Source organism: Luteimonas viscosa (assembly GCF_008244685.1).
GTDB lineage: Bacteria > Pseudomonadota > Gammaproteobacteria > Xanthomonadales > Xanthomonadaceae > Luteimonas > Luteimonas viscosa.
In genome coordinates, this window is record NZ_VTFT01000001.1 from 1,641,936 (window position 1) to 1,656,761 (window position 14,826).

Genomic DNA, 14,826 nt, shown 5'->3' on the forward strand with positions numbered 1-14,826 from the left:
ATTGTGCGGGAAAACCGCGGGCTGCGGAACCGAGGCGGCCGGGCCACGGTTCATGTGCGCAGGGGCGCATCTCCGCGAGGCGTCGCGGCGGTGGGGTAAGCTGGCCCGGCCGCCCCGACAGATTCGTGCATGGCACTCCAGGATTCCGTCGCCACCGAGATCGTCCCGGCCTCCGACTGGAACGACCGCGCCTACCGCGCGCGCTTCGAGGAGATGTACGCGCACCTGCGCACCATTGCCAGACGGGAGCTGCGCGGCGTCGCGCGCGGTACGCTCGATACCACGGTGCTGGTGCACGAGGCCTACCTGAAGCTCGATGGAAGCGCGGTCGACGTCAGCCAGCGCGGACCGTTCCTCGCGCTCGCCGCAAAGGTGATCCGTTGCGTGCTGGTCGACCACGTGCGTGCGCGCGGCGCGCGCAAGCGCGGGGGCGATGCCGCCCGGGTCACGCTGTCCACCGACCTGCCGCTGGAGGGAGCGCAGCCCGGCCTGGACGTGCTCGACATCGAGCGCGGCCTGCGGGCGCTGGAGGCGATGGACCCGCGCCTGGCGACGGTGATCGAGTTCCGCTTCTACGCCGGCATGGAGTTCGAGGAGATCGCCCGCCACCTCGGCGTGACCTCGCGCACCGTGCATCGCGACTGGCGCAAGGCGCGCGCCTTCCTGCTGTCGCACCTGGGCGAGGCCGCGTGACCGACGACCGGGCGCGCTGGCTGCGGCTCTCGCAGCTGTTCGACCAGGCGATCGACCTCGACCCATCCGCGCGCGACGCGCTGCTCGATGCCGAATGCGCCGACGATCCCGCGCTGCGCGAGGAACTGCAGCGCATGCTGGACGCCGACGCCGCGAACAGTGCGTTCGATGCCGGGGCACGCGGGATCATCACCCGGCACGACGACCCGCACGATGGCGACGGCGATGGCGATGGCGACGACGATGCGCCCGCGCCACGCCTCGGTCCGTGGCGGATCGACGCCGAACTGGGCCGCGGCGGCATGGGCACCGTGCATGCGGCGCACCGCGACGACGACACCGCGCAACGCGCGGCGATCAAGCGACTGCGCCGGCGCTGGGACGGCAGCATCCAGGCGCAGCGCTTCCTGCAGGAACGGCGGATCCTCGCGGTGCTCTCGCACCCCAATATCCCGCGACTGCTGGACAACGGCATCGACGAGGACGGCCGTCCCTGGTTCGCGCTCGAATACATCGACGGCAGCCCGCTGACGGCATGGGCGGATGCGCAGCGGCTGCCGCTGCGCGAGCGCGTGGCGTTGTTCGGCCAGGTCTGCGAGGCGGTGCAGCATGCGCACGAGCATTTCGTCGTGCACCGCGACCTCAAGCCGGCCAACATCCTGGTCGACAGGGACGGCCGCGCGAAGGTGCTCGATTTCGGCGTCGCCAAGCGCATGGACGAGGATGCGGGCTCCACGCGCACCGGCATGTTCGCCGGCTTCACCCCCGAGTACGCCGCCCCGGAACAGATCACCGGCGGCGCCATCAGCGCCGCCACCGACGTGCACGCGCTGGGCGTGGTGCTCTACCAGCTGCTTACGGGCAGGCTGCCTTTCGTCTTCGCCGTCGACGACCTGCGCGCCGCGGCGGAAGCCATCTCCACCCAGCCGCCGCCGCGGCTGGAGCAGGCCATCGCCACCGGCAGCGACGACGAGGTCGCCACCCGCCTGCGCGAGCGCCGCACCGACACGCGGGCGTTCCGGCGCTTCGTCCGCGGCGACCTCGGCCGCATCCTGCAGACCGCCCTGGCGAAGGAGCCGCAGCGTCGCTACGCCAGCGTGCGCGCCTTCGCCGACGACCTGCAACGCTTCCTGGAAGCCCGCCCGGTGTCGGTCTCGGGCGACACCTTCGGCTACCGCGCCGGCAAGTTCATCCGCCGCAACCGGCTCGGCGTGGCGATGGGCGCGATCGCGGTCCTTGCACTGGTCGGGGGCGCGACCGGCATCGTGCTGCAGACGCGACAGGCGCGCGTCGAGGCCGTGCGCGCGAACCTGGAAGCCCAGCGCGCCGAGTCGGAAGCGGCGCGGGCCGAAACCGAGGCCGGCCGGGCGATCGCCTCGCGGGACTTCCTGTTCGAGCTGCTGGGCCGCGGCTCCCCGGAAAGCAGCGGCAGCCGGCACGGCGAGATCACGGTGGGCGAAGCGCTCGCACTGGCGCGCGAACGGCTGGACGAGACCCTGCGCGAGGATCCGCACCTCGGCGTCGACCTGAGCTGGCTGATCGCCTCGGTCCACGTCTCGCTCGGCGAACACGAACGTGCCCGCGCCGTGCTCGAGCCCGCGCTGGACGTCATGAGCGGGGACACGCCGCCGCTCGTGCGTGCGCGCGTGCACTCGCTGTACGCGCGGACCCTGCTCAGTCGCGAAGACCTCGAGGCGGCCGAACCGCACGCACGCAGCGCCATCGCGCTGCTCGAGGGCGGCGCTCCGGACGACGCGCACGCGGCGGCGCACGAGACCCTGTCGACGATCCTGTTCATGAAAGGCGACGACGCCGCGGCGCTGGCCGAGCAGCAGCGCGCGACCGGCCTGTACGTGGCGGTGCACGGACACGACAGCGCGCGCGCCAACAACAGCCGGGTCGAACTGAGCTATTTCCTGGCGATGATGGACCGCCACCCGGAAGCGATCGGGACCGCGCAGGCCGCGGTGGACGCATTCTCCAGGCTGCATGGCGATGCCGCGCATCCGGACCTGACCCATGCGCTGTGGTCGCTGGGCTACACCCTGCACGCCGCCGACCGGCCGCGCGACGCATTGGTGCCGTTGCGCCGTGCGCTGCCGCTGGTCGGGAAGATCTACACCGCGGACAGCACCAAGTTCGCACGCTCGCTGCAGTTGCTGGCACTGTCGGAAATCGAAGCGGGGGAATTCGATCCGGGCGTGGCCCATGCACGCCGGGCTGAGGCGCTGTACCGTCGCCACGCGCCCGGCCATCCGCTGCTGGCGTTCCTCGCCATCGCCATCGCCGACGCACTGACTGCGCAGGGCGATCCCGCCGGGGCCACCGCCCTGCTCGCTGCCCACTTGCGCGACAGCCCGCCCAAGGGCAATCCCGACGTCGCTTACCGCATGCAAATCATGCTGGAGCGGGCCCGCATCGACGCCGGACAGGCGGCCGAGGGCGCCCAGACCCTGCCCGCGCTGGTGGACACGCTGCAAGCGTCGGGATCGAGCGAGTTGCCCGGCGCGCTGCTGGCAGAAGCCTACCGGCTCCGGCTCGCCGGCGAACTGGAATCGGCCGGCTCGCGCCTGGACGCGATCGACAGCGTCACGGCATCGAACGGCTTGCGCGCGCGACTGGCACTGGAACGGGCGCTGCTGGCCGGCGCGGACGGCGACGCGGCGGCGGCGGCGCGGCACGGCCGCACCTCGTTCGACCTGTTCGTCGCGGCGCAGATGGAGGGCCGGCCCGAGGCGGTCCGGGCCCGCGCCCTCGCCGGGATGGAAGCGACCCGGCCGGCGGCTGGCCGGTAGCGCGACTCCCGGCCCGCTTCGGACTTGCCTGCGGCGAACAGCGGCCCACCGGGCTCGCGTTGCCGGGAGTGACGCGACAGGCCACGACGCGTCACCTGAGACACGCGTCCCGATCTGCGCCCCAGCAAGCCGGTTTCGCGTCCGCCGCACCGGCCACGACCGCGGAATGTCTGGTCCCTGCCGCGGAATCCGATCACTGATCGACGCCGGGGCTTTCGGCTCCGCCACCAGACCCCTGGAAGCGGCGACGAGCCATGCCCCTTCGGAACGAACCCTTTCGATCCCAGGAGCCCGATATGCAACTTGAACGAACCCGTCCACCACGCGCATTCCTGTGCGTTTCGGCGCTGTCCATCGCGGTGGCGACGGCCGCGCTCCCGCTGCAGGCCGTCGCTGGCCACGCCTGTGACCCGACCACCGGCAGCACCGCGGCCGGGGTGCTGGCGTTCGCATGCGGAAACATCAACACGGCCGACGGCGATTTCAGTACCGCCATCGGCTGGGAGAACACTGCGGTGGGATATCTCAGCGTCTCGCTCGGCGCACGCAACCTCGCCAACGACGACTACAGCACCGCGGTCGGATTCGAGAACGAAGCCGCGAGCGATCAAAGCAGCGCCTTCGGCTTCCGGAACGAGGCGATCGGCGAGCGCAGCAGCGCGATCGGAAACTTCAACCGGGCACGCGGGTTCGACAGCAGCGCCTTCGGTCGGGGCAACATCGCCTCGGGCCAGGAAAGCAGCGCCTTCGGCTATGCCAACGAGTCCGGTGGCTGGTACAGCAGTGCCTTCGGGTTCGCCAACACCGCCAACGCCAACTCGAGCAGCGCCCTGGGCTACAACAACACCGCCAGCGGCCAGTTTTCCAGCGCCATCGGCCATTTCAACAACGCGAGCGGCCCCTACGCCAGCGCCGGTGGCAGCGGCAACGCCGCCAGCGGCAACGACAGCAGCGCCTTCGGCCGGAGCAACACCGCGACCGGCGCCTTCGCCTCGTCGTTCGGCCATGGCAACGCGGCCAGCGGCCAGAATGCCGGCGCCTTCGGCTACCGGAACACCGCATCCGGCGCCAACAGTTCGGCCATCGGCTGGGACAACGAGGCCACCACGCTCCAGGCCGTCGCCATCGGCTTCAGCAACGCCGCCACCGGCGGCCAGGCCACCGCGATCGGACGGTCGAACGTCGCCCAGGGCACCGGCAGCCTCGCGTTCGGCTCGGGCAGCACCACCACGGGCACCGGCAGTATCGCGTTCGGCTTCCGCAACCTGTCCTCGGGCTTCCGCAGCTTCTCCACGGGCTACCAGAGCACGGCCAGCGGCTCCTATGCGTTGAGCTCCGGCTACCACGCACTCGCCTCGGGCAACTATGCCGTCGCCGTCGGCAACTGGATCAGCGGCGGGGATGCGGATCCGCAACTCGACCTCGACCTCGATCGCGACGGCGTGCCGGATGCCAGTTCGCTGCAGACCATCGCCCACGGCACGCATGCCAGTGCCTACGGACCGGCCGCGCTCGCGCTGGCCGATGCCTCGGTGGCGCTCGGCGCACGCAGCCGGGTCGATGCGCAAGACGGCGTGGCCCTGGGCCGGTCCGCACGCGTCAGCGCGTTCGGCGCCGTGGCGATCGGTGCCGACGCGATCGCGGACCGCAGCGGCAGCGTGTCGTTCGGCAGCGCCGGTTCCGAGCGCCAGCTGGTGCACGTGGCCGACGCGACCCAAGCCACCGACGCCGTCAACCTGCGCCAGATGACCGCGGCCCACGACGAGCTCGGCGCCGGCATCGCCGCCTGGCTCGGCGGCGGCGCGGCCTATGCCGGCGGCGTGTTCACGGCGCCGGTGTACGTGATCCAGTCGAACGACTACAACAACGTCGGCGCGGCCTTCGGGGCGGTCGATGCGGCACTCACCGACATCAACCAGCGCATCGTCGACGCCGGTGGCATCCAGGGCGAGCGGGGCTACAGCGCCTACGAGGTCGCGGTGCGGAACGGCTTCGCCGGCACCGAAGCCGATTGGTTGGGCTCGCTGCAAGGCCCGGCCGGTCCGGAAGGCCCCGAAGGTCCCGAGGGCCCCGCCGGGGGCGGGCCGCGCAGCGTGGTCTACGACGATGATGGCCGCGAGGTGCTGACCCTGGCCGGCAGCAACGGCACCACGATCTCCAACCTCGCCGACGGCGTGGCGGCGACCGATGCGGTCAACCTGCGCCAATCGCAGGCCGGCGACGCGGCCACGCTGACCTCGGCCAACGCCTACACCGATACCGTCGCGGTGCAGACGCTGCAGTCGGCCAACGAGTACACCGACAGCCGTTTCGCCGCCTGGGATGCGCAGCTCGATTCGATCCAGCGCGGCATCGACGACCGATTCCACGAGCAGGATCGGCGGATCGACCGGCAGGGCGCGATGAGCAGCGCGATGCTGAACATGGCGATCAATGCCGCCGGTTCGAAAAGCCCGCGGGGCCGCATCGCGGTGGGTGCCGGCTTCCAGGGCGGCGAGCGGGCGATATCGGTCGGCTATGGCCGCAAGGTCGGCGAGCGCGCATCGTTCTCGCTGGGGGGTGCGTTCAGTGGCGGCGAGAAGTCCGCCGGCGTCGGCTTCGGCGTGGACCTTTGACCCAGGGCGGGGGCCGGCCTCCGCATGTCTGGTCTGCGCCCCCGATCACGATTGACTGCAGGAGCCGGAACGTTCCGGCCGACCCCGGTCAGGAGCCACCATCATGAATTGCACTCAGTCGTACGCCCGCCGCCGCCCCCGCCTGCGGCGTTCCGCTATGGGCCTCTGCCTCATGCTGGCGGCATTGCAGATGCCGGCGGTGGCGGGGAGCATCTGCCTGAACAATGGCGCCGGTTCTCTCGGTAGCGCGGAGGGCCTGGGCGCATTCGCCTGTGGTTCGTCCAGCGCAAGCGGACTGGGCAGCATCGCGTTCGGCACCAGCAACATCTCCAGCGGCTGGGCAAGCAGCGCCGTTGGCTACGGCAACACCGCAGGTGGCAATACCAGCAACGCGTTCGGCTACGGAAACACCGCCAGCGGAGAGAACAGCAGCGCGTTCGGCTACCAGTCGCAGGCGCTCAATACCGCCAGCACCGCCATCGGCTACCAGGCCATCGCCGATCGCGACTACAGCGTGGCTGTGGGCAGCAGCGGCAACGAACGCCAGATCATCCATCTCGCCGATGGGACCGAAGCCACCGACGCGGTCAACCTGCGTCAGATGCGCGCGGCCGACGACGACCTCGGCGCAGGCATCGCCGCATGGCTCGGCGGTGGCGCGACCCATGCCGGTGGCGTGTTCACCGCGCCGGTGTACGTCATCCAGTCGAACAACTACGACAACGTCGGCTCTGCCTTCGGCGCAGTGGATGCCGCACTGACAGACATCAACCAGCGCATCGTCGATGCCGGCGGCATCCAGGGCGAGCGTGGCGACAGCGCCTACGAGGTCGCGGTGCGGAACGGCTTCGCCGGTACAGAGGCCGACTGGCTGGGCTCCCTGCAGGGGCCTGTGGGACCGGGTGGCCCGCAGGGTCCCGAAGGCCCCGCCGGCGGCGGTCCGCGCAGCGTGGTCTACGACGACGACAACCGCGACGTGCTCACACTCGCCGGCGACGAAGGCACCATCATCGCCAACGTCGCCGACGGTGTGGCCGCGACCGATGCGGCCAACGTGCGGCAGGTGCAGGCGGGCGATAGCGCCACGCTGGCCTCGGCCAATGCCCACACCGACACCGTCGCAGTCCAGACCCTGCAGTCGGCCAACGAGTACACCGACAGCCGCTTCGCCGCCTGGGATGCGCAGCTCGATTCGATCCAGCGCGGCATCGACGACCGGTTCCACGAGCAGGACCGGCGCATCGACCGCCAGGGGGCGATGGCGGGCGCGTTCGCGGGCATGGCGATGAATACCGCCGGCCTGGCCGGGCGCAACCGCGTGGGCGTCGGCGTCGGTGCCCAGGGCGGCGAACAGGCGCTGGCGGTGGGCTACCAGCGCGCCCTCGGCACCCGTGCCAGCGTATCGTTCGGCGGCGCCTTCAGCGGCGGCGAGAAGAGCGTGATGGGCGGCGCCGGCTTCAGCTGGTAGCGGCGGAACGCGCGTGCCGGTAGCCGCCGCCGCGAAGCGGCGCGTCCGGCAATCCGGACGGGAGCGACAACCGCTCCCGTCCGGGGTGGATGTCCTGCACGAGGCCGGCGGCCGACACGCTGGTCCGGCACCTCCTCATCCTGCGTTTCGCGTCACGGGCGGCCCTTCGCGATGCACGGCATGACCTGTGGCCCGGCCCCGCCGCGGACCGGGCTGGTACCCTGCGGGGCGACCCGTGCTGCGCAGCCACCATGATCCGAACACTGTCCTGCCTGCTCCTGCTCGCCTCCTGCGGGCTTCTTCATGCGCAACCCGCGCAACCGCTGACCCTGGAGCGGGTCATGGCCGACCCGGACTGGGTCGGCCCGCCGGTCGAGCAGGCCTGGTGGTCGTGGGACGGCAAGCGCGCCTACTACCCGCTCAAGCGCGAGGGCAACCGCATCCGCGACCTCTACGTGCAGGACGTCGCCGGCGGCGCGGCGCAACTGGTCGACGGCGCCGCGCGCGCCGGCATCGATGCCAGCGATCCGGTGCTCGACCCCCAGCGCACGCGTATGGCCTTCGTGCGCAACGGGGACGTGTTCGTGCGCGACCTGCGCAACGGCGCGCTCACCCAGCTCACCCGCAGCGAGGCCACCGAGGCCGCGCCGCGCTGGGGCAGCGACGGCGCGCTGATCTGGCGCAGCGGCCACGACTGGTACCGCTGGAACGCGGCCGACGGCGCCGTCACCCACGCCGCCGCGCCCAAGGCCGAGGACGATCCGGCGAAGCCGCCGAAACCCGACCTGCTGCGCGAGGACCAGTTGCGCCTGGTCGAGACCCTGCGCCGCGAGCGCGCGCGTCGCGAGGCCGCGCGCGAACAGGAAACCGACTGGCGCCGCGCCGATCCCACCCGTGCACCCGCGCCCGTCTACCTCGGCAAGGATGTCGAGATCGCCGCGACCGCGCTGTCGCCCGACGGCCGCTGGCTGCTGGTCGCCACCGAGCGCAAGCAGGACGAGCGCGGCCAGGGCGGCAGGATGCCGATGTACGTCACCGAGTCGGGCTACGAGGAATTCGAGGACGTGCGCACGCGGGTGGGCCGCAATCCGCCGCGCGCGCAGTCGTTCTGGCTGGTCGACATGCGCGACGGTTCGCGCCGCGAGCTCGAAACCGATGCGCTGCCCGGGATCGCCGACGATCCGCTGGCGTCGCTGCGCAAGGCCGCGGAGAAGGAACCGCTGAAGGGATCGCGCCCGGTCCGCATCGAGGACGACGGCGACGGCATCGCCTGGAGCGCCGATTCGCGTTTCGTCGCGCTGATGCTGCACTCGGTCGACAACAAGGACCGTTGGCTGGCCACCGCCGAGCCCACGGCCGCCACCCTGCAGTCGCGCCACCGCCTGAGCGACGAGGCCTGGATCAACTGGGAGTACAACCAGTTCGGCTGGCTCCACGACCAGCGCACGCTGTGGCTGCTCTCCGAGGAAAGCGGCTGGTCGCACCTGTACACGGTCGATGCCGGTCGCGGCCGCGCGCGTGCGCTGACCTCGGGCCGCTGGGAAGTCTCGCAACCTGCGCTCTCGCCGGACGGTACGCGCTTCCATTTCGCCTGCAACCGCGCCCGCCCGGGCGACTACGAACTGTGCACCGTGCCGTCCACCGGCGGCGAGGTGCGCGAACTGACCGACCTCGGCGGAGTCGAGGGCTTCGTCGCATCGCCCGACGGCACGCGCCTGCTGCTGCGCCACTCATCGAGCTACGTGCCGCCGCAGCTGGCCGTGCTCGATGCCGACGGGAGCAACCTGCGCACGCTCACCGATACCCGCAGGCCCGAGTACAGCGCCCACGACTGGCTGCAGCCGGAGGTGGTGCAGGTGCCCTCGAAGCACGGCGCAGGCACCCTCTGGGGCAAGTTCTACGGTCCGAAAACGCTCGAGCCCGGTCGCCGCTACCCGGTGGTGCTGTTCGTGCACGGCGCCGGCTACCTGCAGAACGTCAGCGACCGCTACCCGAACTATTTCCGCGAGCAGATGTTCCACAACCTGCTGGTGCAGCGCGGCTACATCGTGCTCGACCTCGACTACCGCGCGTCCGAAGGCTACGGCCGCGACTGGCGCACCGCGATCTACCGCCGGATGGGCCACCCGGAGCTGGAGGACTACCTCGACGGCATCGACTGGCTGGTCGAACAGCGCCAGGGCGACCGCGGACGCGTGGGCGTCTACGGCGGCAGCTACGGCGGCTTCATGGCCTTCATGGCGCTGTTCCGCGAACCGGGCACGTTCAAGGCCGGCGCGGCGCTGCGCCCGGTCGCCGACTGGACCCAGTACAACCACGAATACACCAGCAACATCCTCAACACGCCCGACATCGATCCCGAAGCCTACCGCCGCTCCTCTCCCATCGAATACGCGGACGGCCTGCAGGACCACCTGCTGATCGCGCACGGGATGATCGACGACAACGTGTTCTACCGCGACTCGGTGGTTCTGGCGCAGCGGCTGATCGAGCTGCGCAAGGACAAGTGGGAACTGGCGAGCTATCCGCTCGAGCGCCATGCCTACCAGCAGTCCGATTCCTGGTACGACCAGTACCGCCGCATCCTCGAACTGTTCGAACGCACCCTGAAGTGACGCACGGCGCGGGCAAGCTGGAGACCTTGCGGCCGTCGCCGATGAAGTGGCTGGCGATGTTGGCGATCTGCGCGGTGTTCGTCTGGATCGGCCTGCGCGTGATGGGCACGCACCCGCTGGTGGGGTGGAGCTGCATCGTCTTCTTCGGCCTGTGCGGCGCGCTTGCCGTGCTCAACCTGATCCCCGGCGCGAGCGCGCTTGTGCTCGACGCGGACGGTTTCGAGATCGTCTCGCTGTTCCGGCGCTCGCGCGTGCGCTGGAACGACGTGGCCCGGTTCGGCGAGACGCGCGTGGGGCTGCAGCGTCTGGTCGGCTTTGACTTCGTCGACGGCCATGCCGGCAGCGACCGGCTGCGCCGCGTCAACCGCAACCTCAGCGGCTTCCAGGCCGCGCTGCCGGACACCTACGGCCTGTCCGCGAATGAGCTCGCCACGCGCATGGAGGCGCGGCTCGCCGCGCAACGGGCGGACACGGCCTGGCGCACCTGAGACGGCAAGCCGCGCGGCGACATGTTCGCCTTGCGTTCGGTTCTGCAGGAACCTCCGCCCGTCAGGTCCCGCGAAGCGGGGAATCCAGGGAATTCGCCGATCGAAGGCGCCACCCCAAGATTCCCGCCTTCGCAGGGAAGACCACGCGGGAAACCCGCTGTACGGCGCACTAGAATGTCGCCATGGACCGCTTCGATGACATCCGCGACTACCTCACCGGCCTGCAGGACCGCATCTGCGCCGCGATCGAAACCGCCGACGGCGGCGCCCGCTTCGTCGAGGACGCCTGGCAGCGCGACCCCGACGATGCCGGCAGCCACCTGCGCGGCGGCGGACGCACGCGCATCCTGCGCGACGGCGCGGTGTTCGAGCAGGCCGGAATCGGCTTCTCCGACGTTTCCGGCGACACCCTGCCGCCCTCGGCCACCGCGGCGCGGCCGGAACTGGTGGGTGCCTCGTGGCAGGCGGTGGGCGTGTCGCTGGTGTTCCATCCGCGCAATCCCCACGTACCGACCACCCATGCCAACGTGCGCCACTTCCGCGCCCGGCGCGACGGACAGACGGTGGCGTGGTGGTTCGGCGGCGGTTTCGACCTCACGCCCTTCTATCCCGTCGACGAGGACGTGCGCCACTGGCACCGCACGGCGCGCGAGCTGTGCGAACCGTTCGGCGGCGAACAGCGCTACGCCGCGCACAAGCGCTGGTGCGACGAGTATTTCTTCCTGAAGCACCGCAACGAGACGCGCGGCATCGGCGGGCTGTTCTTCGACGACCTGCACGACGACCTGGAACAGGACTTCGGCTACCTGCGCGCGGTCGGCGACGGATTCCTCGATGCCTACCTGCCGATCGTCGAACGCCGCCGCGACACGCCCTACGGCGAGCGCGAGCGCGCGTTCCAGCTGTACCGGCGCGGGCGCTACGTCGAGTTCAACCTGGTCTACGACCGCGGCACCCACTTCGGCCTGCAGAGCGGCGGACGCGCCGAATCGATCCTGATGAGCCTGCCGCCGCTGGTGCGCTGGGAATACGGCTACGCGCCCGAGTCCGGCAGCGCCGAAGCACGGCTGCACGACTACCTGGTGCCGCGCGACTGGCTGGCGGGCACCTGAGCATCGCGATGGATGCCACCGCGCAACTGCAGGCCAGCCTCGACGCGATCCGTGCGCGGATCGCCGCGGCCTGCCGCGCCGCCGGTCGCGATCCGTCCGGCGTACGCCTGCTGCCGGTGAGCAAGACCGTCGATGCCGCCCGGCTGCGGCTCGCCTACGATCTCGGCATCCGCGAGTTCGGCGAGAACAAGGTGCAGGAAGCGCTGGCTAAGTCCGAGGCGATGGCCGACCTGCCCGACCTGCGATGGGTGCTGATCGGCCACCTGCAGACCAACAAGGCCAAGCATGCGGCGCGCTTCGCCGGCGAATTCCAGGCGCTCGACAGCCTGCGCGTGGCGCAGGCGCTCGATACCCAGCTGCAGAAGCACGGGCGTGCGCTCGACGTGCTAGTGCAGGTCAATACTTCGGGCGAAGCCAGCAAGTTCGGACTCGCGCCCGGCGAGGTACCCGCGTTCGTCCGCGAGCTGCCCGCGTTTTCCGCCTTGCGCGTGCGCGGGCTGATGACGCTGGCGCTGTTCTCCGAAGACGAATCCCGCGTGCGTCCCTGCTTCGTGCGCCTGCGCGAGCTGCGCGACCGGCTGCGCCAGGAGGCGCCGGACGGCATCGCCATGGACGAACTGTCCATGGGCATGTCCGGCGACTTCGAACTCGCCATTGCCGAAGGCGCGACCACGGTGCGCGTGGGCACGGCGATCTTCGGCACCCGTTCCACGCCCGACAGCGCCTACTGGCCGGACGCGACGGGCCATCAGTAGGACACGTTGAGCTTGACCCAGGCCGTGCGTCCGGGTTCGTGGATGCGCGTCGGATCGGCCGGATATCCGAAGGCGCTGTTGCCCGCGAGGTTGAGGTGTTCAACGTAGTCGCGATCGAACAGGTTGTCGATGCCGGCGGCCAGGCGCCAACGGTCGTCGATTCGGTACGCGCCATTGAGCGAGAACACCGCGAACCCGCTGCTGGGGCCGAGGTCGCGTCCGACCACGTTGCCGAGCGCCGGGCTCACCCTGTCCTGCGCGGCCACCGCGCGCAGCAGCGCGCCGGCCGACCAGGTGCCGTTGTCCCAGGCGGCGTTGAGCCTTGCCTCCAGTGGCGGCATCTGCGGCAGGGCCTGGCCGCTGTCGGCCAGTTCGCCCCACGAGTAGGCGAGCGTGCCGCCGAGCTTCCAGTGTTCGGCCGCGCGCCACTCCACGCCGGCCTCGCCGCCACGGATATCCGCATCGGCGTTGCGCGCGCGCGTGGTGGTCCCGCCCATCGCATCGATGTAGTCGAAGGCGATGTAATCGCTCATGCGCCCGGCATACGCCGAGACCCAGGCATCGATCCGCTTGCCCGCATGGCGCATGCCGACGTCGAACTGGGTGGTGCGCTCGGGCCGCACGCCGGCGAAGGCGTTGGCCGCGCCGTCCGGTCCGCGATTGGGGGAGAACAGCTCCCAGTAGTCCGGCATGCGCCGGGTGTGGCCGATGCCGGCATACCAGCGTAGCGGCCGGCCATCGAGGTCCTGTTCGAAGCGGACGAAGGCCGAGGGCAGCGTTTCCGCGCGCGCCTGTCCCAGGGTCGGGTTGGGCGTCGGCATCATGCCGCCGGTCGTGGCGCGGCGGTCCTGGGCCTCGCTGCGGTCCACGCGCGCACCGGCGATCAGGTGGTTGCGTGCGTCCAGGTGCCAGTGCAGTTCGGCGAAGGCGCCGGCCTGGCGGAAGCGCGCGTCCACCGTCCACGGCTGCGCGAGGTACTGCCCGCGGCCCGTGGCGCTGCGGCGCGAATGGCGGCTGCTGCGTGCGTCGACACCCGCGGTGAGTTCCCAGTGCTCGCCGCCGAAGCCGAACGCGGACCGTCCGCCGCTGGTGCGGTGGGCGACGTTGCTCGCCATCGGCATCGGCATCGCGCCCGCGGGATCGGGTTCGCGCAGCGTGTAGTTGTCCATCACATGGTCGACGTCGTTGTAGTAGACGTTCGCCGCGATCTCGTGCAGCCGGCCCTGCATGCCCTTCTTCTCGAAGCGCAGGCCCCAGGTGGCGCGGTCGAACTGCGTGCCGTCCATGCCGCGTCCGGCATAGCGCGCCTGGCCGTCGCCGGTGCCGACGCTGGCTTCGAGCACGGTATCCGGATCCGGCGTCCAGCCGATGGCGGCGTCGGCGTTCCACTTCTCCCAGGCCGAGGGCACGGGGCGGCCGACGCCGTCCTCGTAGTCGTCCGATTCGGAGCGGTTGGCCGTCAGCCTCCCGTACACCTGCGGACTGCCGGCGATGGCATCGAGCACCTGGTCGTTGCGGCCGTGGCTGGCGAACATGGCGCTGCCGTCCAGGCGCAGGCCGGGCTGGTCGAAGTACGGGATCTCGCGTTCGAACCTCACCGTACCCGCCGAGGCGCCGCCGCCCCACAGCACCGTCTGCGGACCCTTGACGATGGTCAGCCGGTCGTAGGTTTCCGGCGACACGTAGGACATCGCGTTGTCCATGCGCGAGGGGCAGGCGCCCATCAGCGCGCCGTCGCCGGCGAGCAGGTTCAGGCGCGAGCCGAACTGCCCGCGCAGCACCGGATCGCCATTGGTGCCGCCGCTGCGCAGGGTGGCGAAGCCCGGCACGGTCCTGAGGTAGTCGGCGCCGTCGCTGGCCGGCACCGGCTGCCGCGGCAGGCGCGGATCGGTCACCCAGGTCAGCGATGCCACCGGCGCCACGCCGACGACCACCAGGCTGTCGAGGTCGACGATGCGCTCTTGCACTGGCGCGCCTTGCTCCGCCGCCTGCGCCCCGGCCGCCACCAGTTGCCACAACGCCACCGCGCCCGCGACCGCCACGCACAGGACCTTGCCTTTCATTTCGACTCCTCCGTTCATGGCGCCATTGCAGCGCCGTTGCGCACACGGAGAAAGGGACAAAATGTCCTGTTCGCGCAGTGGCTTGACCTGCGTCAGGCGGGCCATGCGATCGGCAGATCAGCTGATGCAGGTCAAGGTGGAACGTGCGCGCGCAAGCGATGCTGAGGTCGCCGCGGCGCATGCCGCGAGCGCGCTGCATGCGCACCGCGGGACACCCCCCCT

Annotated in this window: 9 protein-coding genes; 8 read left to right on the top strand and 1 reads right to left on the bottom strand. The window is 70.9% G+C overall.

The features are described 5' to 3' along the window. Positions 1 to 129: 129 nt before the first annotated feature. From FZO89_RS07315 to FZO89_RS07350, 8 genes are all read left to right on the top strand, one after another. Positions 130 to 693, top strand: a complete 564-nt coding sequence (locus tag FZO89_RS07315; protein ID WP_149102631.1) for an ECF-type sigma factor — start codon at positions 130 to 132, stop codon at positions 691 to 693. Then, positions 690 to 3,488 (top strand): serine/threonine-protein kinase, encoded by a 2,799-nt coding sequence (locus tag FZO89_RS07320; protein ID WP_149102632.1) that lies wholly within the window; start codon positions 690 to 692, stop codon positions 3,486 to 3,488. Before FZO89_RS07315 ends, FZO89_RS07320 begins: the two co-directional genes overlap by 4 nt. A gap of 296 nt (positions 3,489 to 3,784) precedes the next feature. Then, positions 3,785 to 6,103: a YadA-like family protein gene (locus FZO89_RS07325; RefSeq protein ID WP_149102633.1), complete on the top strand. Its 2,319-nt coding sequence runs from the start codon at positions 3,785 to 3,787 to the stop codon at positions 6,101 to 6,103. Positions 6,104 to 6,260: 157 nt separating this feature from the next. After that, positions 6,261 to 7,571 carry a YadA-like family protein gene (locus FZO89_RS07330; protein WP_187471074.1) on the top strand — a complete coding sequence of 437 codons (1,311 nt, stop codon included), beginning with the start codon at positions 6,261 to 6,263 and terminating at the stop codon, positions 7,569 to 7,571. A 251-nt stretch (positions 7,572 to 7,822) separates the two neighbouring features. Next, positions 7,823 to 10,186, top strand: a complete 2,364-nt coding sequence (locus tag FZO89_RS07335; protein WP_149102635.1) for a S9 family peptidase — start codon at positions 7,823 to 7,825, stop codon at positions 10,184 to 10,186. Continuing rightward, positions 10,183 to 10,674: an STM3941 family protein gene (locus FZO89_RS07340; RefSeq protein WP_149102636.1), complete on the top strand. Its 492-nt coding sequence runs from the start codon at positions 10,183 to 10,185 to the stop codon at positions 10,672 to 10,674. Before FZO89_RS07335 ends, FZO89_RS07340 begins: the two co-directional genes overlap by 4 nt. 182 nt (positions 10,675 to 10,856) lie before the next feature. Then, on the top strand, positions 10,857 to 11,786 hold the full coding sequence (gene hemF / locus FZO89_RS07345; protein ID WP_149102637.1) for an oxygen-dependent coproporphyrinogen oxidase: 930 nt from the start codon (positions 10,857 to 10,859) through the stop codon (positions 11,784 to 11,786). Between the two features lie 8 nt (positions 11,787 to 11,794). Then, positions 11,795 to 12,541 (top strand): YggS family pyridoxal phosphate-dependent enzyme, encoded by a 747-nt coding sequence (locus tag FZO89_RS07350; RefSeq protein WP_149102638.1) that lies wholly within the window; start codon positions 11,795 to 11,797, stop codon positions 12,539 to 12,541. On the opposite strand, the gene FZO89_RS07355 is transcribed toward FZO89_RS07350, so the two are convergent. Beyond that, entirely contained in the window at positions 12,535 to 14,604 is a 2,070-nt protein-coding gene (locus FZO89_RS07355; protein ID WP_149102639.1) for a TonB-dependent copper receptor, read from the bottom strand. The two genes, FZO89_RS07350 and FZO89_RS07355, sit on opposite strands and share 7 nt — an antisense overlap. Positions 14,605 to 14,826 lie beyond the last annotated feature (222 nt).

What these genes read in the sequence shown, in the direction of transcription:
- FZO89_RS07315 (WP_149102631.1), top strand. Translation starts at nt 130, where the DNA reads ATGGCACTCCAGGATTCCGTCGCCACCGAGATCGTCCCGGCCTCCGAC.
- FZO89_RS07325 (WP_149102633.1), top strand. Translation starts at nt 3,785, where the DNA reads ATGCAACTTGAACGAACCCGTCCACCACGCGCATTCCTGTGCGTTTCG.
- FZO89_RS07330 (WP_187471074.1), top strand. Translation starts at nt 6,261, where the DNA reads ATGGGCCTCTGCCTCATGCTGGCGGCATTGCAGATGCCGGCGGTGGCG.
- FZO89_RS07335 (WP_149102635.1), top strand. Translation starts at nt 7,823, where the DNA reads ATGATCCGAACACTGTCCTGCCTGCTCCTGCTCGCCTCCTGCGGGCTT.
- hemF (WP_149102637.1), top strand. Translation starts at nt 10,857, where the DNA reads ATGGACCGCTTCGATGACATCCGCGACTACCTCACCGGCCTGCAGGAC.
- FZO89_RS07350 (WP_149102638.1), top strand. Translation starts at nt 11,795, where the DNA reads ATGGATGCCACCGCGCAACTGCAGGCCAGCCTCGACGCGATCCGTGCG.
- FZO89_RS07355 (WP_149102639.1), bottom strand. Translation starts at nt 14,604, where the DNA reads ATGAAAGGCAAGGTCCTGTGCGTGGCGGTCGCGGGCGCGGTGGCGTTG.